Origin of the sequence: Bacillus sp. RCC_6_1, from assembly GCF_041360755.1 — a bacterium.
GTDB classification, from domain to species: domain Bacteria; phylum Bacillota; class Bacilli; order Bacillales; family Bacillaceae_G; genus Bacillus_A; species Bacillus_A cereus.
Window position 1 is genome coordinate 33,486 of the sequence record NZ_JBFUPV010000003.1, and the last position, 21,243, is coordinate 54,728.

Below are 21,243 nucleotides of genomic sequence, written 5' to 3' on the forward strand. Positions count from 1 at the left end.
CTCTTTCGGATCCTCTGGTTTCACTTCTGGTTCTTTTGGTTCTTTCGGTTCCTCCGGTTTCACTTCTGGTTCCTTCGGCTCTTCCGGTTTCACTTCTGGTTCCTTCGGCTCTTCCGGCTTCACTTCTGGTTCCTTCGGTTCTTTCGGCTCTTCCGGTTTCACTTCTGGTTCCTTCGGCTCTTCTGGTATCTTAAGATCTTCTTTTGTTTTCGGTAAAATTGTAACTGTAGGCTCAAGTGGTGGATTTATTTTATCGTCCACTACCGCTCTATTTGTTATCCCTTTACTTGGTGCTGCTTTTACCTTCACTTTAAAAATAATACTACGTTCTTTCGTATCTGTAATTTCTAGATACTTTGCTATTACTTTTCCAAACTCCATTTTTAACTCTATTGGATTTGGTTCAGCCCCTTCAAATCTAATGCTATCTTGCACGTACTCTAAACCGGCTGGAATTTCATCTTCTACCTTTACCTCTGCTAGTTTGCCGTTTTCTACCGTATTTTTGAAACTAATTCGGTATTCTACTTCTTCTCCTAGCTTCGGTTCTTTATTATTTACTGTCTTCGTCGCTTTTAACTTACCATCTTTATATTCTGGCTTTATTGTCGCTGTCGGTTCCATAACTGGATGATCTGGATCATCTACATGAATGATCGCTTTATTTGTTATTTCCTCTCCAACTTTTACTGATTCTTTTACCTTTACTTTAAAGATGATACTTCTTTCTTTCGTATCCATAATTTCTGGATACTTCACTGTTACTTTTCCATTCTCGACTTTAAGTTCTGTTGGCACAGGATTATCACCTACGGCCTCCAGACTTTCTTTCACATACTCTAAACCAGACGGAATTTCATCTTCAATCTTTACATCAACTAACTTCCCGCCATCTACTGTGCCGTTAAAAGTAATTCTATATTCGATTTCTTCCCCTAGCTTTGGTTCATGGTTACTTACTTCTTTCCTTGCCTCTAGTTTCCCATCTTTATATTGAGGTGTAATTGGTATAAGTGACTCAACTGGTGGATTTGTCGGATTATTATCATCCACAACCGCCTTGTTTATAATTTCTTTTCCTACTTGTACCGTTTCTTGTACTTTCACTTTAAAGATGATACTTCTTTTTTTCGTATCCGTAATTTCTGGATACTTTGCTGTTACTTTTCCATTCTCAACTTTAAGTTCTACTGGATTTGGTTCCGGCCCATCAGACTTTATACTATCCTGTACGTATTCTAAACCAGCTGGAATTTCGTCCTCTACTTTTACCTCAGTTAGTTTGCCGTTTTCTACTGTATTTTCAAAACTAATTCGATATTCTACTTCTTCTCCTAACTTCGGTTCATGGTTACTCACTGTCTTTTCAGCTTGTAATACACCCTCTTTATGTTGAGGTTGTATCGCGACATTCGGTTTCTCTGGTGGATTTATAGTATCTTCCACAACCGCCGTATTCACAATCGCTTCTCCAATTTTAGCTTTTTCTTTCACTTTTGCTTTAAAGACGATACTTCTTTCTTTCGTATCCGTAATTTCTGGATATTCTGCGAGTACTATGCCGTTTTTCACTTTTACATGCAACGGTTTTGGATTATCCCCCTCAGCTCTTTCGCTACCTTCTACAAACTCTAAACTGTTTGGTAATTCATCCTTAATTTTCACCTTCGCTAATTTTCCGTGCTCAACTACGTTACGGAACGTAATTCGATACTCTACTTCTTCTCCTAATTTTGGAGCTGGGTTATTTACTGTTTTCTCAGCTTTTATTTTTCCATTCTTATACTCCGGTGTAATAATCGCTTCTGGTTTTTGCGGAGGATTCTTCGGATTATCATCATCCACAATTGCCGTATTCACGATTTTCTTCCCGACTTTTACTGCTTCTGTTACTTTTACCTTAAAGATAATGCTACGCTCAGCTGTATCAGTAATATTTTCATACTTCGCTGTAATTTTTCCAGCTTCTTCTTTTAACTCTACCGGATTTGGTTCATTACCTTCTGCTTTTAAACTATCCTTCACATACTCTAATCCATTTGGTAGTTGATCCTCAATTTTCACTTCTGCTAGTTTTCCGTTTTCTACCGTATTTTTAAAACTAATTCGGTACTCTACTTCTTCTCCTAGCTTTGGATCTTTTTTACTTACCTTTTTATTAGCTTTAAATTTACCATCTTTATGCTGCGGTGTAATATCTACTTCTGGTCGCTCTGGTGGATTTTTTGTATCATCAACAATTGCTTTATTTACAATTGCCTTGTCCACTTCAACGGAATCTTTCACCTTCACTTTAAAGATAATGCTTCTTTCTTTCATGTCAGTGATATTTTCATACTTCGCACTAACCTTACCAGCTTCTTCTTTCAACTCTACTGGGGCCGGCTTATCACCTTCTGCTTTTAGACTATCTTTCACATACTCTAAACCAAACGGAATTTCATCCTCAATTTTCACCTCTGCCAGTTTTCCATCTTTCACCGTATTATTAAATGAAATTCGATATTCGATTTCTTCACCTAGCTTCGGTTTATGATTATTCACCTTTTTATGAGCAGCAATTTTACCATCTTTATATTGTGGTGTAATTTTTGCTGTCGGATCAATTACTGGATGGTTCGGATCATCAACATGGATAATCGCTTTATTTGTAATGTCCTTCCCTATTGTAACCGAATCTTTTACCTTCACTTTAAAGACAATACTTCTTTCTTGCGTATCCATAATCTCTGAATACTTTGCCATTACCTTACCATTTTCTACTTTCAACTCCACTGGTTTTGGCTCTTCACCTTCAGCTTTTTCGCTTCCTTCTACAAACTCTAATCCAGCTGGAATTTTATCTTCTATTTTTACCTCTGCTAGTTTTCCATCTTTCACCGTGTTATTAAAAATAATTCGATATTCGATTTCCTCACCTAACTTCGGTTCATGGTTACTTACTTCTTTTCTTGCCTCAATTTTCCCATCTTTATATTGTGGTGTAATCGGTACATAAGGCTCTTCTGGCAGATTCTTTGTATCATCTACAATTGCCTCATTTACGATTTCTTCTCCCACTTTTACGCTTTCTTTTACCTTCGCTTTAAAGACAATGCTTCTTTCCTCTGTATCTGTAATTTCTGGATACTTTGCCATTACCTTATTATTTTTCACATGTAGCTCTACTGGTTTCGGTTTAGAACCTTCTGCCGTGATACTGCCTTCCACATACTCTAAACCATTTGGTAATGCATCCTTTATATTTACCTCTGCTAGTTTTCCGTTTTCTACCGTGTTTTTAAAACTAATTCGGTATTCTACTTCTTCTCCTAGTTTCGGTTTATGATTATTCGCCACTTTCTGCGCAGCAATTTTACCATCTTTATATTGCGGAGTAATTTCCACATGAGGCTCTTCGGGCTCATTTTTTGTATCTACTACGATTGCTTTATTAACAATCTCCTTGCCTACTTCTGCCTCTTCTTTTACTCTCACTTTAAAGATAATACTTCTTTCTTTTGTATCCGTAATTTCTAGATACTTTGCCATTACCTTGCCGTTTTCAAATTTCAATTCTACCGGACTTGGTTTAGAACCTTCTGCTTGTAAACTGTTCTCCACGTACTCTAATCCAGCTGGAATTTCATCTTCTACTGTAACCTCTACTAGTTTTCCGTTTTCTACCGTGTTTTTAAAACTAATTCGGTATTCTACTTCTTCTCCTAATTTCGGTTTTTTATTGTTTACAAATTTCTCTGCTTTAAGCTTACCGTCTTTATATTCTGGCGTAATCGTTACTTCTGAAGTTGTTGGATCTTTTGTATCATCAACAACCACTTTATTGACAAGGCCTTCACCAACTTTAAATTCTTCTTTTACTTTCGCTTTAAAGACGATACTTCTTTCTTCTGTATCCGTAATCTCTGGATATTTGGCGATTACTTTTCCATCTTTCACTTTCAGTTCTACTGGATCCGGCTTAGTACCTTCCGCTCGTAAACTATCTTTCACATACTCTAATCCATTTGGTAAATTGTCTTCTATTTTTACCTCTGCTAGCTTTCCGTTTTCTACCGTGTTTTTAAAACTAATTCGGTATTCTACTTCTTCTCCTAACTTCGGCGTTTCATTATTTACCGTCTTCTTCGCTTCCACTTTTCCGTCTTTATGCTGCGGAGTAATTTCTGCCTTCGGTGTTTCTGGTTCATTTTTCGTATCATCAACAATTGCTTTGTTAACGATTTTTTTACCGACTTTCACTTCTTCCTTTACTTTCACTTTAAAAGTGATACTTCTTTCTTCTGTGTCCGTAATCTCTGGATACTTCGCCATTACCTTACCATTTTCCATTTTCAATTCTACTGGATCCGGTTTAGTACCTTCTGCTTTCACACTGTTTTCTACATACTCTAAACCTTCTGGTAAAGTATCTTCTATTTTCACCTCTGCTAGTTTTCCGTCTTCTACCGTGTTTTTAAAACTAATTCGGTATTCTACTTCTTCTCCTAACTTCGGCGTTTCATTATTTACCGTCTTCTTCGCTTTCACTTTTCCGTCTTTATGTTGCGGAATAATTTCTGCTGTCGGTGTTTCTGGCGGATGTTTCGTATCGCTCACAATCGCTTCATTAACAATTGAATCGCTCACTTTACCTTTTACTTTCACTTTAAAGGTAATACTTCTCTCTTTTGTATCTGTAATCTCAGGATACTTTGCCATTACCTTACCGTTTTCAAATTTTAATTCCACTGGATCTGGCTTAGAACCTTCTACTTTTAAACTATCTTTCACATACTCTAATCCATTTGGTAAATCATCTTCTATTTTTACCTCTGTTAGCTTTCCATGTTCTACCGTATTTTTAAAGCTAATTCGGTATTCCACTTCTTCTCCTAACTTCGGCGTTTCATTATTTACTATCTTTTTTGCTTCAAGTTTTCCATCTTTATACTGAGGAGTAATTTCCGCTGTCGGATTAACTGGCTTATTTTGCGAATCATCAATAGTTGCTTTATTAATGATTTTTTTACCGACTTTTACTTCTTCTTTTACTTTCACTTTAAAAACGATACTTCTTTCTTCTGTATCCGTAATTTCTGGATATTTTGCCATTACTTTACCGTTTTCAAATTTCAGCTCTACTGAATCTATTCCGGCACCTTCTGCTTTCAAACTATTTTCTACATACTCTAAACCTTCTGGTAAAGTATCCTCTACTGTCACGTCTGTTAGCTTTCCGTTCTTTACCGTATTTTTCATACTAATTCGGTATTCTACTTCTTCTCCTAACTTCGGTGTTTCATTATTTACGATTTTCTTCGCTTTAATTTTTCCATCTTTGTGTAATGGTGTAATTTTCGCTTCTGGTTCTTTCGGATCTTTCATATCATCAACAATTGCCTTATTGATGATTTCCTTCCCCACTTCCGCTTCTTCCTTCACCTTTACCTTAAAGACAATACTTCTTTCTTTCATATCCGTAATATTGTCGTATTCAGCAATAACTTTTCCATCTTTCACACTTAACTTTAATGGAGCTGGTTTATCACCTTCAGCCTTTTCACTGCCTTTTACATACTCTAAACCGTTAGGAATTGTATCCTCTATTATTACCTTTTCTAGTTTTCCATTTTCTACCGTGTTCTTAAAGCTAATTCGGTATTCTACTTCTTCTCCTAGTTTTGGTGATGGATTATCTACTGTCTTCTTTGAATCAATTATTCCATCCTTATGTTGCGGAGTAATTCTTTCCTCCGGTTCAATCGGTGGATTTTTCGTATCATCAACAATTGCTTTATTGACAATCTCTTTATCTACTTTTACTTCTTCCTTCACCTTTACTTTAAAGACGATACTTCTTTCTTTCATATCCATAATATCGATATACTTAGCTTTGACTATCCCATTTTCAACAGCTAATTCTACTGGTTCAGGTGCTTCTCCTTCGGCCTTGATGCTATTTTCTACATATTCAAGACCTTTTGGAATTGTATCTTCCACTCGCACCGTTTCTAGTTTTCCGTTCTCAACCGTATTATGAAAACTAATGCGGTACTCGATTTCTTCACCTAACTTCGGCTTCTTATTATTAACTACCTTTGTAGCAGCAATTTCACCTTTTTTACTTTGCGGTGTAATAACAACCTTCGATTCAACAGGCTCATTTTTCGGATCTTTTGCAATTGCTTTATTTACAATTGCCTCCCCTACCTTTGCCGAATCTTTTACTTTCACTTTAAAAACAATACTTCTTTTTTCTGTATCCATAATCTCTGGATACTTGGCCATTACTTTGCCATCTTCCACTTTTAGTTCTACTGGCTCTGGTTTTATACCTTCAGCTTTCAAACTATCTTTCACGTATTCAACACCTTTAGGTAGTGTATCTTCTACTAGCACCGTTTCTAGTTTTCCGTTTTCTACCGTATTATAAAATGTAATTCGGTATTCCACTTCTTCTCCTAGTTTTGGTGTTTGATTCGTTACGTTTTTTTCTACATCCACTTTACCGTATTTATAATCCGGCGTAATCTTTTCTTCTGGATGCTCAGACTGTCCATTTGGCTCACTCACAACCGCTTTATTAACAATCGTTTCTCCCGCTTTTGCCTCTTCTTTTACTTTCACTTTAAAGGCGATGCTTCGCTCTTTTGTATCCGTAATCTCTGGATATTTTGCGATTACCTTACCATTCTCTACTTTTAACTCTACTGGATTTGGTTCAGTACCTTCAGCTCTCTCACTGCCTTGAACAAATTCTAAGTTAGCTGGAATTTCATCTTCTATTGTAACTGCATCTAGTTTTCCGTTTTCCACCGTATTTTTAAAGCTAATTTGATATTCAACTTCTTCTCCTAGCTTCGGCTTCTTATTTGTTGCTTTTTTCTTTGCAGCAATTTTACCGGCCTTATGCTGTGGTGTAATCTTCTCTTCTAGATTCTTTGGTGGATTTGTTTTATCTCTAACGGTTGCTTTATTAACAATTTCTTCACCAATTTTTGCAGTTTCTTTTACTTTTGTTTTAAAGACGATACTTCTTTCTTCCATATCCATAATTTCTGGATACTTTGCAATTACTTTTCCATTTTCAAACTTCAGCTCTACTGGCTCTGGTTTTACACCTTCAGCTTTCAAACTATCTTTCACGTATTCAAGACTACTTGGTAATTCGTCTTCAATGGTCAATACATCTAGACGTCCATCTTTTGTCTTATTTTTAAATGTAATACGATACTCTACCTCATCACCTAACTTCGGTGTTTTATTAGAAGCTATTTTTCTCGCCTCTATTTCCCCTGGAACTTCTTTTAGGGTAGTAACCGTAACATTTGCATCGTCCTCAGTTTCATACTTTATCTCGGCACTATCTTGTCCCTTTACAACAACGACATTTTTTACTGTTGTATCTGATTGTACAGAATCTTTCACTTTTACTTTGAATGTAATAACGGTACTTTCACCAGGCTTTAAAACACCGCCGTCTTTAGCATTAGCACCTTCACCAACACGGAAATCAATTTGATTATTTACAAACTCCGCTTCATCATCGCTTGCATCATCTGTTTTATTTCCTTTACTACTTCCAGAAACATATTGAATAGACCCTGGAACATACTCTAAACGGTCATCTAATTTATCAAAACCTTTTACATTCGATACCGGCGCTTGATTATTTTTCGTATCATTTTTCACTTCAATTTGATACGTAAACTCTTCACCAGCTTTAATTTCCTTAACTTCTTTACCGGTACTATCTAATGCCTTTTTATCAACTTGTAAGTTTGGAGCATTATGTTCTGTAACGAATGTGGCGTTGTTTAATACGTAAATATCACCACCACCACCATATGCTCTAAAACGCATTTTTCCTTCTTTCAAATCATTCTTTACTTGAGTGGGTCCTTCAAGGTGATACGTATGAATATCTGTACTGAAAGAATTTGTCCAATCTGGATTATATCCTGGGTATTTTTTCGTAACAAATTCGTTAGTGCCATCTACTTGTACTTCTGTCATAGATGAGTCATTAACATCATTATCTTTACCTTTAATATTTTTAAACTTTTGATACCCTAACCCAAAATCATACTCTCCATAATCATAGGCATATCCATCATTATCAGCTGGATCACCTTGCGATGAAAAATAACTAAATTTCGCCTTAAAAGCGCCTTCTTTTGGTGTGTTTATTTTATTAACACTAATATCTGTCCAGGCTGTACTTTTTTGAGAGACTAGCCCTTCCCAAATCTTCATGTCTTTTACTGTTTCTTTATAGTTTTCATAAACTAAGATAAGATTCCAGTTACCCCAGTAATAGCCGCCACCTGTTACATCTTTAATTTGTGGCACATTTGCAACTGTCAACGTTTGAGAAATACCTTGCTGTGCAATTATATTTGTTACATCTGCATACGCTACATATCCTGCGCCACTACCTGAGTAATTAGAAATATAAGGTAGATAATCAGCTTTTCTTATGCTATCAGCAGTTACCTCTGCATATTCTTTATTTCCCATTCTCATTTTGACTGGTTGCCTTACTTGATCCTCGGTAACCTTTCTATCAGCGATATTTCCTGGTAACCCCATTGCTGCTGTCCAGAATAAGTAAGCCTTTTTCACTTTACTTCCAGCAGGAATGTTAGGAAATGCACCTGTTGACGAATTAAAAGTACTATCATCGTTATCAACATCAACCGTCATTTTATTCGTTTTATAACCCATACTTTGTCTGCCATAATGATCAGATGTCAAACCAAGCGTCACATTACCAGTCTGTACTAAATTACCAGGAGCAATTGTAGAATACAACGGGTCTCCAAATCCTTGTTTATCTCCTGTTTGGATTTGAACCTTCGAAGCATTTTCTGATGCAGCTTGTACTTCTGCATCACTCTGCTTTACTGCTAAAGGTGATTGCTTTTTCTCTTTTTCTAGTTGCTTCTCAGCCTCAGGTTGTTTTATCTTCTCTATTTCTGTTTTTTGTGCAGATGTATTTTTATCTTCTACAGATACTTTTAATTTTCCATCCACTTCTTTAGTTTTTGAATCAGTTGTTGATCCGATAGCTTTCTTACTACTGTCAGCCTCATCATCGGTATTAGCTTCTAACTTCTCTTCAGAAGGAAGCCCTTCAACATCTACAGACATGTTTCCTATTTGTAGTTGATCCTTTTGCACACTAATTTTTTGCTTATACTCTTTATTAAAATGTTGCGCACGACGAGCTTTTATTAATACAGTCATTTTTTCATGTGATTTTAAATCTTGAATTTTAAGATTAGAAGAAAGAACCTTTCCTCCATTATCTTTTTCCTCTACATAGAAATCCGCTACCTTATTTTCAAGTAACTTCTCTCCGTTTACTTTCACAGATTGCGAAAGAAACTCAATTCCATTGTCATTATTTTGTTTAATTACTAATTCTCGGATTGGTGTATCTCCCGTATTTTCAATCTTATATTGAAATACGTGCTCCCTCTCCGCTACTTCTCCCTTATACATTTCAGCATTCACTTGATCTGCCTTAATTTTCACATCATTTCCTTGTAACTCATCCCAGCTTTTTTTATTTATCTCTGTAGCAAAAGCACTGGGCGAAGGCAATATGATGGATAGAAGAAGTGTGATCATTGTTACGACATTAAAACACTTCAATACTTGCTTCATATTTTCTACCTTTCTCCTTTCTATATACTTGCTATCCGCCTACTTCATTTCAGTAACCCTTTCATTTAGTAGCCGAATACATAGCAATATATATCCACTCGCAACAATCCGACCTACGAAAATGTATCGTTGAAATCCCAATGTCAACAATATAAATCTCATAGAATATTACTATTTTAATTTATCAAAAATAGCATATATACCGGACACTTATACAAACCTTTACCATACTTTTAATATAGTAAAAACACCGTGCTGTATAGGTTTATATAACAGTTAAAGGATACTTAAAAATTTTAACATACTCCTCATCCTATTTATACATACAATAGAAAATTTACCATTTTTTAGTTATTTTCAGTTTGTTTTTTATGATTAAAATTTTCTAAAAATAACAACCGTTACATGTAAAAATATGTTATATTAAAACAAGAACGAATGTTCTTTTTTTAAAAAAAGGAGGAATTTTTTATGCTACACGAACCTATTATCGTAAAAAAAGAAGCTTTCCACGCAATCGGCGTTTCGGTTACGACGACTAATGAAAAAGAGGCATCTACTGAAGGAAACATTCCACAACTTTGGAACCGATACTTTCAAGAACAAATGATGCATCACATCCCAAATCAACAAACGAAAGAAACATTCGCTTTCTACTCAAACTACGAATCAGATGAAACCGGTACATATCAATTTACAATCGGTATGCCTGTTTCTTCATTAGAAGACGTTCCTGAAAATATGACAACTTTAACAATACCTGCCGCTACATATGCGGTATTTACAACAAGAAAAGGACCAGTTGCTGAAGTCGTTTGTGAAGCTTGGGAATATATTTGGAAATGGTCGAAAGAAAATAAACGTGCCTTCACAACAGACTTTGAGCTTTACGATGAAAGAGCGTTAGATCCAAACAACGTTCAATTGGATATTTATATTGCGTTAGCCTAAAAAAAGATGCCCATTCGGCATCTTTTTTTGTCGTTAAATAGCTACTGGGCAAATTCATTATTATTGTCTACAATGAGAAAGTGCAGTATAGAAATATTAGAAACTGTATAAAACGATTGTTAATAAGTTTTTTAGTTTAAATTCGTCACATAGAAAGGAAGCAATATGGAGGAACTACAACAAAATAAAACTGCTTTAGAAGGAAGCGGAAAACCGTTATTAAAAAATACGAATTTCCTTTTTCTTTGGGCAGCTACTCTTTTTTCAAGCTTTGCTTTAGCCTTTTTTACTTTTTCACAAACGTGGTACATAGCAAAAACATTAAACCTTGAAGCTTCACTCGGTGTTGTTTTCGTAGCCCTTAGTGTTCCAAGGCTTATTTTTATGATTGTCGGCGGCGCTGTAGCTGATAAATTCCCGAAAAAAAACATTATGTTTTACTCCAATATCATTCGAGCGATTCTTGTCGCAACCATTCTCACATGGTTCATTGTCGGTGATGTAACACTATATACATTTGCTTTATTCGCTTTATTCTTTGGACTTGCTGATGCTTTCTTCTGGTCAGCGGATGGATCTATCTTACCGGAATTGGTAGAAAAAAGCCGGTTAACACAAGCAAATTCACTTACACAAATGACGAACCAAGCATCGGTCATCTTAGGCCCTGTACTTGGTGGTATTCTCATTAAATTCACGAACTATGAGACAATCTTTTCCATTACGATTTTATTACTGATTGTCGCTGCCATACTCGTTCAAAAAATACAATTTACGATGCCAGAACAAAAAGATACAGATAAAGGTATGTTCACTTCCATTAAAGAAGGAATCTTATATGTAAAGGAATCGCCATTCCTTTCAACTTTCCTTATTTGTAGCGCTTTTTTAAACTTATTTTTAATCGGCCCGATGCAAGTTGGTTTCCCGCTTTTTGTTAAAAACGTTCTGCATGGTGATTCGCTCCAGTTTAGTTACTTAGAAGCATCTGTAGGCGGCGGAATGGCAATCGGTGCTATCATTGTAGGTTTAAAAAATATTAATCGTAGACGCGGTCTATTTTGTATTATCATGATGCTATTGTCTGGTGTATTCTTCTTAGCCATCAACTTTAGCACCGTACTTTGGCAAGCACTATTAGCCGGCATGTTTTATGGTATTACAATCGCAATGGCGATTGTACCGCTTATGGCAATGATTCAATCGACAGTAAAAGAAGAAATGATGGGACGCGTAATGAGTTTACTTATGCTATCATCAATGGGCTTTATCCCGCTCTCTTATGCATTCACATCACTTGCACTTGCAATGGGAATTCCAATCGTAACCGTTATGAAAAGTGGTGCAATAGCTGTTATCGTCTTCGTACTATTTGTAGCGATTCGTGTTCCAGTTGTAAGGAAGTTCGATTAGCCACTTAGAGTCATGTATTATACGCATGGCTCTTTTTTGAATGGATCAAATAGTGATATTCCCTTACTTCTCCTTAATGCTGCTCCCCATTCTAATCCAACCTCTAAAAATAAATCTCGCACTGTACTGTATAAAAGTGCCCCAATGTCTTTACGAATTTCCCCATATTTATATGCTCTTACAACACTTTTCACGCGCCAAATTAAATTTCCATACACTTCTTCGTCAGCTAATATTTGCTCTAGTAAAACACCTTGTTCTAGTAACCCACTCTTTTTATACGCAAGCTCGACCTTACTCCAAAATATATTAATTTTCTTCGGATTACTCGTCATCGGCACCAGTGCGTATATAAAAGGCTTCGGTATATCATGACGGCAATACGTCTCATCAAGCTCATACGTTCCTTTTCTTTTCTCTTTTATTTGTGAAATGTTTTTAGAAAGAATTGTTTCCCCAGCAATTTTTTGCTCATTTTTACTACAGCCAGTTGCATTATCCTCAGTTTTACAAGCGGACATTTTCATACGGTCATCCATGCGGTCAATCGCAGATGTAAGAAATACATATAAGTTCGCACTATACCCGCCGCGTTTATGCCTTTCTTTTGTTGCAACACGCTTTATAATTCCTAGTTCCTCTAACTTTGCAATTGAACGGCGTACTGTACGAATACTCTTTCCAACATTCGTCGCAATCGTCCCCATTAATGGACAAGCGACTCCTACTGTTTTTTGTTTCTCATTCACCGCATATTTTCCTAAAAAATGAATAATGATAGAATCAGTTTTATTCAATTGAAATCGGTAGCACTTCAAAACTTGTTTTTGATATGTATTAAACTCTTCTTTACTTCGAAATTCACTATATGGTTTCATTAAATTATATAAGCTTCCCATTTATATCACCTCATTTATAAGTAAGAGGCAGGAAGCGAAATTGGCGTGATAGTTAATATTTTTTAATGGAGATGAAAATATGATCGTAATTAGCGCTTGTTTAGGTGGGATTGCTTGCCGTTATGACGGGAATGACAATCTTGTTTCAAAAATAGAGGAGCTTCTGCAAAAAGAAGATACAGTTCTCATTTGCCCTGAAGTATTAGGAGGACTACCAACACCTCGTCCTTCCGCTGAAATTATTGGCGGGAATGGCGACGACGTTTTAGACGGAAAAGCGAAAGTGATAACAAAAAATGGTGAAGATGTCACAGCAGCTTTCGTAAATGGTGCTTATAAAGCATTAGAACAAATTAAAGATTTACACCCAGAATATATTATTTTAAAAGAACGCAGCCCATCTTGTGGTAGTTCTACGATTTACACTGGAGAATTTAACGGTAATAAGCAAACTGGTTTCGGAGTGACAACTGCTTTATTTAAAAGACACGGATTTAAAGTCATTTCAGAAGAAGAATTTGAAAACAAAAAAAGGAATTGACCCTGTTCGTCAATTCCTTTTTATCTGTCTTATTTCACACTTAGTTTTTCTTTCACTTTCGCTGGAAGCTCGTCTTTTTTCACTTCTTCCCAAGCTGTTACACCTTTTTTATCTGAGTGGTATACGCGTAGGAATGCTTCTTTACGAAGATTTTTTTGAGCTATGAATTCTAATTCTTTCTCTTTACCGTCTTTATCAAAGCCAGTCAGCTTATATTCATAATCTTTAAATTTCTGCCCATTACTAGCTTTACTATCAAATTCTTTTCCATCTACTGTAATTTGAACATAATACTCATCTTTACCCATACGGTTTAAATCACAACCAACTAACAAACTTGCAAATACAACTAAAATACTAAATAGTGCAATGTATCTTTTCATTTCCTTCACCTCATATGTTTTTTCTTATATTCTTATCTTAAAGCCCGGAGCTTAAAGAAGAAATTCAAAAACATGACATGAACATTACACTTTTGTAAGATAATAATTATTTCTTCACTTTAGAAATTGTCATTCCATTAAGCTTCTGTATAACGTTTTTGTTTCTCACGCTCATCAGCTACACTACCGCCAATTTCGCCACTTATCACGTAATTTCCTTATACCGTTTATTACGCCTTCTATTATGCCCTCAATTATAATCTCTATTACAAGATATCTCACTAAACTAATAATAGGTTTAATTACGTATCTCCCTATAAATTCAAGAATATCCTCCATCATATTTTCCTCCTTCTTTTAAAAGGAAGCTGCTACTCCTCCGCGTCCAGTTACAATTTCTGCCCTACTGCGGTATATATCAACAAAGATAATACGACAACAACATCCACGATAACGCTATTGAATTTGGAAGAAACTTCGGTAAATACTAATACTGTAGTTAACATGGCTAAGAGAATTATTTTTTCACCTATATTCGGAGATGCTCCCAAAAACTTTATAAAATCAAAGACAACTTTACTACAATTCTTCCCGTAACTAATTTATTATCGTGGTAAACCGTCTTCCACTACATCCGTAACAGTTCCATTCGGTTCAAAGATTACACGTAATGATCCTTCTCCACCATAACCAGTATAGTCATATACTGAATAAGATTTATATTTCTCAATCACATGTGGCTGTCCAATTGCAGCTTTTACCTGATTCGCGGGCATACCTTTTTTGATTTTCAAATAATGATTGTAACTTACTGCTGCCGAATTGTTATTTACATCTTTATACCACGGTACACGATCGTTTTTTTCTTCATATTCCTTTACAGGCCCTTCACTACGTTTCGTAAATACCTGATTCTCTTTATCTGTATCTTTATCTTCATCCTTTATAGCAGTACGTTCAATGTTTACAACATAACCATATGTATTTAATTCAACCATAATTTCATATGTACCATCCGTATCTTTTTCAGTATAAAATACGCGTTTTTCATGGTTATTATAATGTTTTATGTTCTCACCACCATAGTCAATCGTATTAAGAATATCCGTATACGTCATCCCTTCCTCAATCTTTTGAGATTCATCATGAGAAATATAATGCTTTTGTGATGATGGTGCATCCTCATTTTTAATACTTTCACGTTTGCTCGTAGTCATAGGTGTTTTCTTCTGATCTTTTAGTACTTCACCTTCCGCCTTCGCTGGTTGCTTTGCTCCTGCTTTTGTTAATACGTCTGTATCGCTAGAACAAGCTCCCAAAATCGATACTGTAGTCAACGCCATCCCTACTATAAGCACTCTCTTAAATGACTTCACTCTAATCCCCCCGGTGTTTTTTATATCTAATAATCAACGTATTTTAATTAATACGGAACTATTCAGTTCTATACAATTTGCTATAGCCTTCTCGCTCATGCACCTTTTTTGTATAAAGTGAAACTTTAATCAGCCCTCGCCAATCATCTTCGTTACAAATATTAACATTAAATATAACTAATAAATAGTATATTTTTGCTAATCATTTACATTTTTTCTACATAATCTTATCTTAAAATGAACAATATGAATCTCGAATTCACAGCATTAATCATATATACCATATATAATAACATTTAAATTAATATCTAAATTAACTTTACATACATTTCCTGTTTTAACGCAAAAAGAAAAGACCTTTCTAACGATTTTATTCTATCGCTAAAAAGGTCTTTTCTTTTTTGGCTAAAAACTTAGCACTCTTCTGGCTTACCAGCATTCGATGCTGTACGGAAAGATGATCCACATCCGCATGATGCAATTGCGTTTGGATTGTCGATTGTGAATCCGCCGCCAAGCATAGATTGTTTATAGTCAATTTTTACTCCTTTAACAATTGGAGCACTTTCTGTATCGATAACAAATTCAACACCGAAAAACTCAAGCACTGTGTCGTCTTCTTTTGGTTCTACTTCAAATCCTAAGCCGTAAGAAAGACCGCTACATCCGCCGCCGTGTACAGCAAGGCGCACATACTTCTCTCCATCTTCAGCATCTTTTAACATATCTTTAATTTGAAAAGCTGCTTGTTCTGTTACTTCAATCATGAAATACACCTTCCTTTCTGTTCTTAGTCCATTATACATCTTTACGCTTCTATCTTGTACTCATACACTCCGCGGCAAATTACTTCCGCAGGTCCTTTCATCAACACGTTTCCTTCTTCAGTCCACGCAATCATTAAATCGCCGCCAGCTAAATGGACTGTAATTTCCTTACCACGTTCCATCTTTCCATTTAAAATAGCAGCTACAACTGCAGCGCACGCTCCTGTTCCGCAAGCTTGCGTTACACCAGATCCACGTTCCCAAACGCGGAAGTTCATCTCGTCATTATTCAAAATTTCGATAAACTCAACATTTACTCGCTCTGGGAACATTTCATGTGTCTCGAGAACTGGTCCAAGTGTTGTAAGAGGTGCTTTTTCTACATCATCAACAAAAATAACCGCATGCGGATTTCCCATTGAAACAGCTGTAAATGCATAACGATGATTATTGTATAAGAAGTTTTCACGAATAAATGGTGTTTCACCTTCACCAAGCATCGGTATTTCTGCACGTGTTAGACGAGGTGCTCCCATATCGATTTTTGCTAATGTCACGACACCATCTTCTACTGTTACTTCAGCCGTTACAATACCAGCTAACGTTTCAATTGTGAAAACTGTTTCTTCTACTAGTTTATGCTCATACGCATATTTCGCTACGCAGCGTAAACCGTTACCACAGCTCTTTCCTTCAGAACCATCATTATTAAACATACGCATCTTCACCGGAGCTACGTCTGAAGGGCAAATTAAAATCATCCCGTCTGCTCCAATACCAGTATTAATATTTGAAACCTTTTCGGCCACAAGGGCTAAATCTTCTTCAGGAATTTGCTCTTCAAACATATTTACATATATATAACTATTGCCAAGACCATGCATTTTTGTAAAAGAAAATTGGCTCATTTATATTCACTCCAAAAATAATTTGTTATGTTAAGTATAAAATGCATGCTTTTAGAACACAATATGAATGTCCCCCGTTTCTCATATTTGACAACGTTTGGCGATGAGCCACTCTTACACAATTTGTGTAAGAAAAAAGCCCTTCTAAAAAGGGCCTTTTTTTATTTATCCTACTATTTTCGATTGGGGAAGACTAATACTCAGTATTAGTCTTCCCCACGAAATAAAGTTTTATCTAATGAAAAAGGTGCTACTAATTCGCAACACCTTAAAACATTGGATTTTCATCCAAATACTCATATACATTATTAACAAGCTCTTCTACTGTTGCACCTTGTACAACTTCACCATTTACAAGTGCAAATGGTCCTTCAAAACAAATGCCACAATATCCTAAACAACCATACTCCATTACATCTAAATTCGGATCTTTTTCTAATTTTTCTAGAGCTGCTTGTGAACCACTTGCAAGGTTACCTACACAAAATTCAATTAATGGTTTAATCAAAATTCTCCCCCCTGTACTACAAAACAAATTACCTTTTCACTTTATCTATAAGAAGAAAACTAAGCTGTTTCTTGTTGTTTTCGTTACACAGTCTAAACTATTTAGTTACTTCATTACTTCACTTCAAAGTAGATGATTTCTTCTATATAACATGCTACTTACAATGAAAGAGTAACTTAAAAAGAAAAACAGTTTACTTTTCTTCTTATTGTACAACAGAGTATTCATTCATGCATTGTTATTTGTTCACAAATTCGATATAATTTGATTGAGTAAAGTCAAAATATTTTATTAATATAAAATTTTATGATTAGGGGATATTTCAACAGAAAAGGGGTAATCCATCATGAAACACCTCGTAATACTAGGTGGCGGCTACGGTGGAATGAGAATTCTGCAAAGGCTACTTCCAAGCAACCAACTTCCAGATGATGTACAAGTGACATTAATCGACAAAGTACCATATCATTGCTTCAAAACTGAATATTATGCATTAGTTGCGGGTACTATTTCAGAAACGCATATTCGTATACCGTTTCCTGAACACCCACGCCTCAATATTCAATACGGCACAGTAACAAATATTGACCTCGAAGAAAAAGCTGTTCATCTTGATGGCGGCGAAGCGATCCAATATGATGATTTAATTATCGGACTTGGCTGTGAAGATAAATATCATAACGTTCCTGGAGCTAGAGAATATACACATAGTCTACAATCAATTGAACAAACACGTAAGACATATGAACAATTAAATAGTCTAGAACCAAATGCAACAGTAGCTGTCGTTGGTGCTGGCTTAAGTGGCGTTGAAGTAGCAAGTGAACTTCGTGAAAGCCGTTCTGATTTAAAAATCTATTTATTTGATCGAAAAGATAGAATTTTATTCCCATATCCAGAGAAATTAAGTAGATACGTAGAAGAATGGTTTGTAAAGCATAAAGTTAACATTATACGAAACTCTAACATTACAAAAGTAGAACCAAATATTGTGTACAACCACGATGAACCACTTGAATGTGATGCAATCGTCTGGACAGCTGGTATTCAAGCAAATGAAGTTGTTCGAAACCTTCCAGTTGAACAAGATGGTAGCGGACGGGTTGTCTTAACTAAATATCATAATATTCCAAATAACGATCATGTTTACGTTGTAGGAGATTGCGCAGCACTTCCACATGCACCATCTGCCCAACTGGCTGAAGGTCAAGGAGAACAAATTGTCCAAATATTATTAAAACGTTGGAATAATGAACCACTCCCGGATGAACTACCTGTTATTAAATTAAAAGGTGTTCTAGGATCTCTTGGTAAGAAGCACGGCTTTGGTTTACTAGCAAACCAACCATTAATGGGACGTGTACCGAGATTATTAAAATCTGGTCTTCTTTGGATGTACAAATATCATAAAGGTTAATACTTTACAGGCTGTCTACTATGTAGGCAGCCTCTTTGCATCAGTTTTTAAAAATTATCAGACACATCTTTCTCAATATTTATAATGATTTATTTTTCATTTTTATATTAAAAAATATTGATAAACATTGTATGCTATTTGTAAGTTGTTTTATTACTTCCTTTAAGACCGAGTTCATTCGGTCTTATTTTTCATGTGATAAATACTTTTGTAGGAGGCATTACATTCCACTTATGAACTTATCGAAACTAAACAATCGAATAGAAGCGAAAAAGAAAGAGTTAATCTATCTCGTTGAACGATACGGATTCACTCATGATAAAGTGATTTCTTTCAGCCAAGAATTAGATCGTTTACTTAACTTATTAATAAAACTCAAGACGAAGAAAAAACGTTGTTCGTTATAACCATTTTCCCCTCTTTTTTTGATACGATATAACTAGAATCAGAAAGGAGCGATTTATGTTTATATTAAAAGACGTTATATATAAAGATATACTACACATTCCTTATTTACAGATTCAAAAAGAAAAGATTACTTGTATTATCGGTGAAAGCGGAAGCGGAAAAAGCACATTACTTCGCATGTTAAATGATTTACAATCCCCAACATCCGGTACAATTGAATATAACGGAAAGTTAATTTCTGATTATTACCCTATTCAATTACGTCGTGACGTAGTTATGCTTGGGCAAACTCCACCTATTTTTGATGGAACCGTTAAAGACAACCTATTAATGGGACTTCGTCTTTCTGAAAAACCATTTCCAAATGATGATGCCCTGCGGAGTGCATTACAAACCGTTAGCTTAGACAAGCAATTAGAAGATAGCACCTCCTCATTATCCGGCGGTGAAAAACAAAGACTTGCCTTTGCACGTATCGTACTTATGGATCCGCCTGTCTATTTATTAGATGAACCAACTTCAGCATTAGATAGTGATACAGAACGACGCGTAATGAAACAATTTACTGAACTAGCACGAAAAAAGAAAAAAACAGTTATCTTCATCACACACTCACAACAACTTCCAGAAGAAATTGCAGATGATATTATTGAAATTAGCAAAACAAAGGGTGCAACTAGAAAGGAAGTGCTCTCAGTTGAAGGGCGTTATTGAACTCCAAATTTGGCAACTTGCAGCTGCCTATATTTTCATTCTTATTTTAATTGGACTTGTAAAATTAAAAGGAATACCTCGCGAAAAACAAATCGCGCTCGCAACATTCCGTATGACCATTCAGCTCGTACTTGTTGCATATGTCCTTACATACGTATTTGAAAACAGTAATCCATTTTATACAATCGCTCTCATCACTTCTATTACTACCTTTGCAATTTTTAATATTTATAAACGAGTTAACATCCCAATGTCTAAAGAATTAAAACGAGTAGCCGCCCTTTCCATGGTCGCCGGATCAATTGGGCCACTTCTACTATTTATCTTTGTTATTATCGGTCATGACCCTTGGTATGCTCCGCAATATATCGTCCCTATTACAGGAATGTTAGTTGGGAATGCCATGACTGGTGTTTCTCTTGGTGCAAATACGTTCTTAAACAATATGAAATCGCAAAGAGGTCAAATTGAAGGTGCACTTATGCTCGGCGCAACACCGAAAGAAGCTGCTGCTCCGCTCATTCGAGAAGCTTTTGACTCTGCTATTTTACCAACAATTAATTCTATGGTCGGAATGGGAATTATAAGCTTACCAGGCATGATGACTGGTCAAATATTATCCGGTGTATCACCATTCACAGCCATTCAATATCAAATCGCCATCATACTCGGTATTTCTGGAAGTACTGCCTTTGCTGTCATTATCTTTTTACAGCTTGGATATAAAACGTTCTTTAATAAGCGATGTCAGTTGAAAGAGGTTGACTATGATGCGAGGTAAATGATGCATCGTTCTCGGTGAGTGAAATTATATTAACGATTTTTTCAATATATCTATCATAACTCAGAATATATCAACGATTTTGTACGAAATATCGATTTACCGACAAAAAGTGACATAATAAAAAGAGGAGGCTATTCGCCTCCTCTTCTATTTACTTACGCCTTCTTAACGAACTGTGATTTTAACTTCATAGCTCCGAAACCGTCGATTTTGCAATCGATATCGTGATCGCCATCAACTAGACGGATACTCTTTACTTTCGTACCGATCTTCACAACTGAAGAAGTTCCTTTTACTTTTAAATCTTTAATAACAGTAACAGCATCGCCATCTTGAAGAACGTTTCCGTTCGCATCTTTTACAACTTTTGCACCATCATTATTTTCAGCTTCTGCTTCTTGGCCCCACTCATGAGCACATTCTGGACATACGAAAAGAACGCCATCCTCATACGTATATTCTGAATTACATTTTGGACAATTTGGTAAAGTAGCCATAAATTCATTTCCTCCGTTCATTA

The 21,243-nt window shown here is 35.7% G+C and carries 16 protein-coding genes and 1 pseudogene; 7 read left to right on the forward strand and 10 right to left on the reverse strand.

Annotated features, from left to right (window positions below):
* Positions 1-9,654 (reverse strand): isopeptide-forming domain-containing fimbrial protein (locus tag AB6801_RS12295; protein WP_370941082.1); only part of this gene is annotated, 9,654 nt, incomplete at its 3' end.
* Between the two features lie 471 nt (positions 9,655-10,125).
* Between AB6801_RS12295 and AB6801_RS12300 the strand changes: the two genes are divergently transcribed.
* Both AB6801_RS12300 and AB6801_RS12305 read left to right on the forward strand, forming a co-directional pair.
* Positions 10,126-10,605 (forward strand): GyrI-like domain-containing protein, encoded by a 480-nt coding sequence (locus AB6801_RS12300; RefSeq protein WP_000902159.1) that lies wholly within the window; start codon positions 10,126-10,128, stop codon positions 10,603-10,605.
* A 165-nt stretch (positions 10,606-10,770) separates the two neighbouring features.
* Positions 10,771-12,018 (forward strand): MFS transporter, encoded by a 1,248-nt coding sequence (locus tag AB6801_RS12305; RefSeq protein ID WP_000391942.1) that lies wholly within the window; start codon positions 10,771-10,773, stop codon positions 12,016-12,018.
* A 17-nt stretch (positions 12,019-12,035) separates the two neighbouring features.
* Here the strand turns inward: AB6801_RS12305 and AB6801_RS12310 are convergent, their stop codons facing one another.
* A complete protein-coding gene (locus AB6801_RS12310) occupies positions 12,036-12,917 on the reverse strand; it encodes a helix-turn-helix domain-containing protein (protein ID WP_000535260.1) in 882 nt (293 codons plus the stop codon).
* 79 nt (positions 12,918-12,996) lie between these two features.
* On the opposite strand from AB6801_RS12310, the gene AB6801_RS12315 reads away from it, so the two are divergent.
* The gene (locus AB6801_RS12315; RefSeq protein ID WP_000635484.1) at positions 12,997-13,458 is read left to right on the forward strand and encodes a 2-thiouracil desulfurase family protein; all 462 of its coding nucleotides are present in this window, start codon (positions 12,997-12,999) and stop codon (positions 13,456-13,458) included.
* Positions 13,459-13,487: 29 nt separating this feature from the next.
* Here the strand turns inward: AB6801_RS12315 and AB6801_RS12320 are convergent, their stop codons facing one another.
* The 7 genes and pseudogenes from AB6801_RS12320 to AB6801_RS12350 form a co-directional block, all read right to left on the reverse strand.
* Positions 13,488-13,841 carry a YxeA family protein gene (locus tag AB6801_RS12320; protein WP_000833145.1) on the reverse strand — a complete coding sequence of 118 codons (354 nt, stop codon included), beginning with the start codon at positions 13,839-13,841 and terminating at the stop codon, positions 13,488-13,490.
* A 143-nt stretch (positions 13,842-13,984) separates the two neighbouring features.
* Positions 13,985-14,050 (reverse strand): annotated as a pseudogene (locus AB6801_RS12325) (methyltransferase); the annotation flags it as partial.
* On the reverse strand, positions 14,025-14,180 hold the full coding sequence (locus AB6801_RS12330; protein WP_176522407.1) for a hypothetical protein: 156 nt from the start codon (positions 14,178-14,180) through the stop codon (positions 14,025-14,027). The gene AB6801_RS12330 and the pseudogene AB6801_RS12325, both read right to left, overlap by 26 nt.
* Positions 14,181-14,446: 266 nt before the next feature.
* Positions 14,447-15,217 carry a hypothetical protein gene (locus tag AB6801_RS12335; RefSeq protein WP_097998032.1) on the reverse strand — a complete coding sequence of 257 codons (771 nt, stop codon included), beginning with the start codon at positions 15,215-15,217 and terminating at the stop codon, positions 14,447-14,449.
* Positions 15,218-15,630: 413 nt separating this feature from the next.
* Complete coding sequence (locus AB6801_RS12340) at positions 15,631-15,984, reverse strand: HesB/IscA family protein (RefSeq protein WP_000573825.1); 354 nt, start codon at positions 15,982-15,984, stop codon at positions 15,631-15,633.
* A 41-nt stretch (positions 15,985-16,025) separates the two neighbouring features.
* On the reverse strand, positions 16,026-16,892 hold the full coding sequence (gene dapF, locus AB6801_RS12345) for a diaminopimelate epimerase (protein ID WP_000077397.1): 867 nt from the start codon (positions 16,890-16,892) through the stop codon (positions 16,026-16,028).
* A gap of 268 nt (positions 16,893-17,160) precedes the next feature.
* A complete protein-coding gene (locus AB6801_RS12350; RefSeq protein WP_000595026.1) occupies positions 17,161-17,400 on the reverse strand; it encodes a YuzB family protein in 240 nt (79 codons plus the stop codon).
* Between the two features lie 346 nt (positions 17,401-17,746).
* Here AB6801_RS12350 and AB6801_RS12355 point away from each other — a divergent pair, with 346 nt between their 5' ends.
* From AB6801_RS12355 to AB6801_RS12370, 4 genes are all read left to right on the forward strand, one after another.
* The gene (locus AB6801_RS12355; protein ID WP_000682077.1) at positions 17,747-18,817 is read left to right on the forward strand and encodes an NAD(P)/FAD-dependent oxidoreductase; all 1,071 of its coding nucleotides are present in this window, start codon (positions 17,747-17,749) and stop codon (positions 18,815-18,817) included.
* A 233-nt stretch (positions 18,818-19,050) separates the two neighbouring features.
* Complete coding sequence (locus tag AB6801_RS12360) at positions 19,051-19,224, forward strand: aspartyl-phosphate phosphatase Spo0E family protein (RefSeq protein ID WP_001054089.1); 174 nt, start codon at positions 19,051-19,053, stop codon at positions 19,222-19,224.
* Between the two features lie 55 nt (positions 19,225-19,279).
* A complete protein-coding gene (locus tag AB6801_RS12365) occupies positions 19,280-19,939 on the forward strand; it encodes an ABC transporter ATP-binding protein (RefSeq protein ID WP_000470265.1) in 660 nt (219 codons plus the stop codon).
* Positions 19,923-20,720: an ABC transporter permease gene (locus AB6801_RS12370; RefSeq protein WP_097796600.1), complete on the forward strand. Its 798-nt coding sequence runs from the start codon at positions 19,923-19,925 to the stop codon at positions 20,718-20,720. Before AB6801_RS12365 ends, AB6801_RS12370 begins: the two co-directional genes overlap by 17 nt.
* Positions 20,721-20,878: 158 nt before the next feature.
* On the opposite strand, the gene phnA is transcribed toward AB6801_RS12370, so the two are convergent.
* Positions 20,879-21,220: an alkylphosphonate utilization operon protein PhnA gene (phnA, locus tag AB6801_RS12375; protein ID WP_000212737.1), complete on the reverse strand. Its 342-nt coding sequence runs from the start codon at positions 21,218-21,220 to the stop codon at positions 20,879-20,881.
* Between the last annotated feature and the right edge of the window lie 23 nt (positions 21,221-21,243).

Excerpts from the sequence above, each read along its gene's own strand:
- AB6801_RS12300 (WP_000902159.1), top strand. The coding sequence starts at position 10,126 with ATGCTACACGAACCTATTATCGTAAAAAAAGAAGCTTTCCACGCAATC.
- AB6801_RS12305 (WP_000391942.1), top strand. The coding sequence starts at position 10,771 with ATGGAGGAACTACAACAAAATAAAACTGCTTTAGAAGGAAGCGGAAAA.
- AB6801_RS12310 (WP_000535260.1), bottom strand. The coding sequence starts at position 12,917 with ATGGGAAGCTTATATAATTTAATGAAACCATATAGTGAATTTCGAAGT.
- AB6801_RS12315 (WP_000635484.1), top strand. The coding sequence starts at position 12,997 with ATGATCGTAATTAGCGCTTGTTTAGGTGGGATTGCTTGCCGTTATGAC.
- AB6801_RS12320 (WP_000833145.1), bottom strand. The coding sequence starts at position 13,841 with ATGAAAAGATACATTGCACTATTTAGTATTTTAGTTGTATTTGCAAGT.
- AB6801_RS12330 (WP_176522407.1), bottom strand. The coding sequence starts at position 14,180 with ATGGAGGATATTCTTGAATTTATAGGGAGATACGTAATTAAACCTATT.
- AB6801_RS12340 (WP_000573825.1), bottom strand. The coding sequence starts at position 15,984 with ATGATTGAAGTAACAGAACAAGCAGCTTTTCAAATTAAAGATATGTTA.
- dapF (WP_000077397.1), bottom strand. The coding sequence starts at position 16,892 with ATGAGCCAATTTTCTTTTACAAAAATGCATGGTCTTGGCAATAGTTAT.
- AB6801_RS12355 (WP_000682077.1), top strand. The coding sequence starts at position 17,747 with ATGAAACACCTCGTAATACTAGGTGGCGGCTACGGTGGAATGAGAATT.
- AB6801_RS12360 (WP_001054089.1), top strand. The coding sequence starts at position 19,051 with ATGAACTTATCGAAACTAAACAATCGAATAGAAGCGAAAAAGAAAGAG.
- AB6801_RS12365 (WP_000470265.1), top strand. The coding sequence starts at position 19,280 with ATGTTTATATTAAAAGACGTTATATATAAAGATATACTACACATTCCT.
- phnA (WP_000212737.1), bottom strand. The coding sequence starts at position 21,220 with ATGGCTACTTTACCAAATTGTCCAAAATGTAATTCAGAATATACGTAT.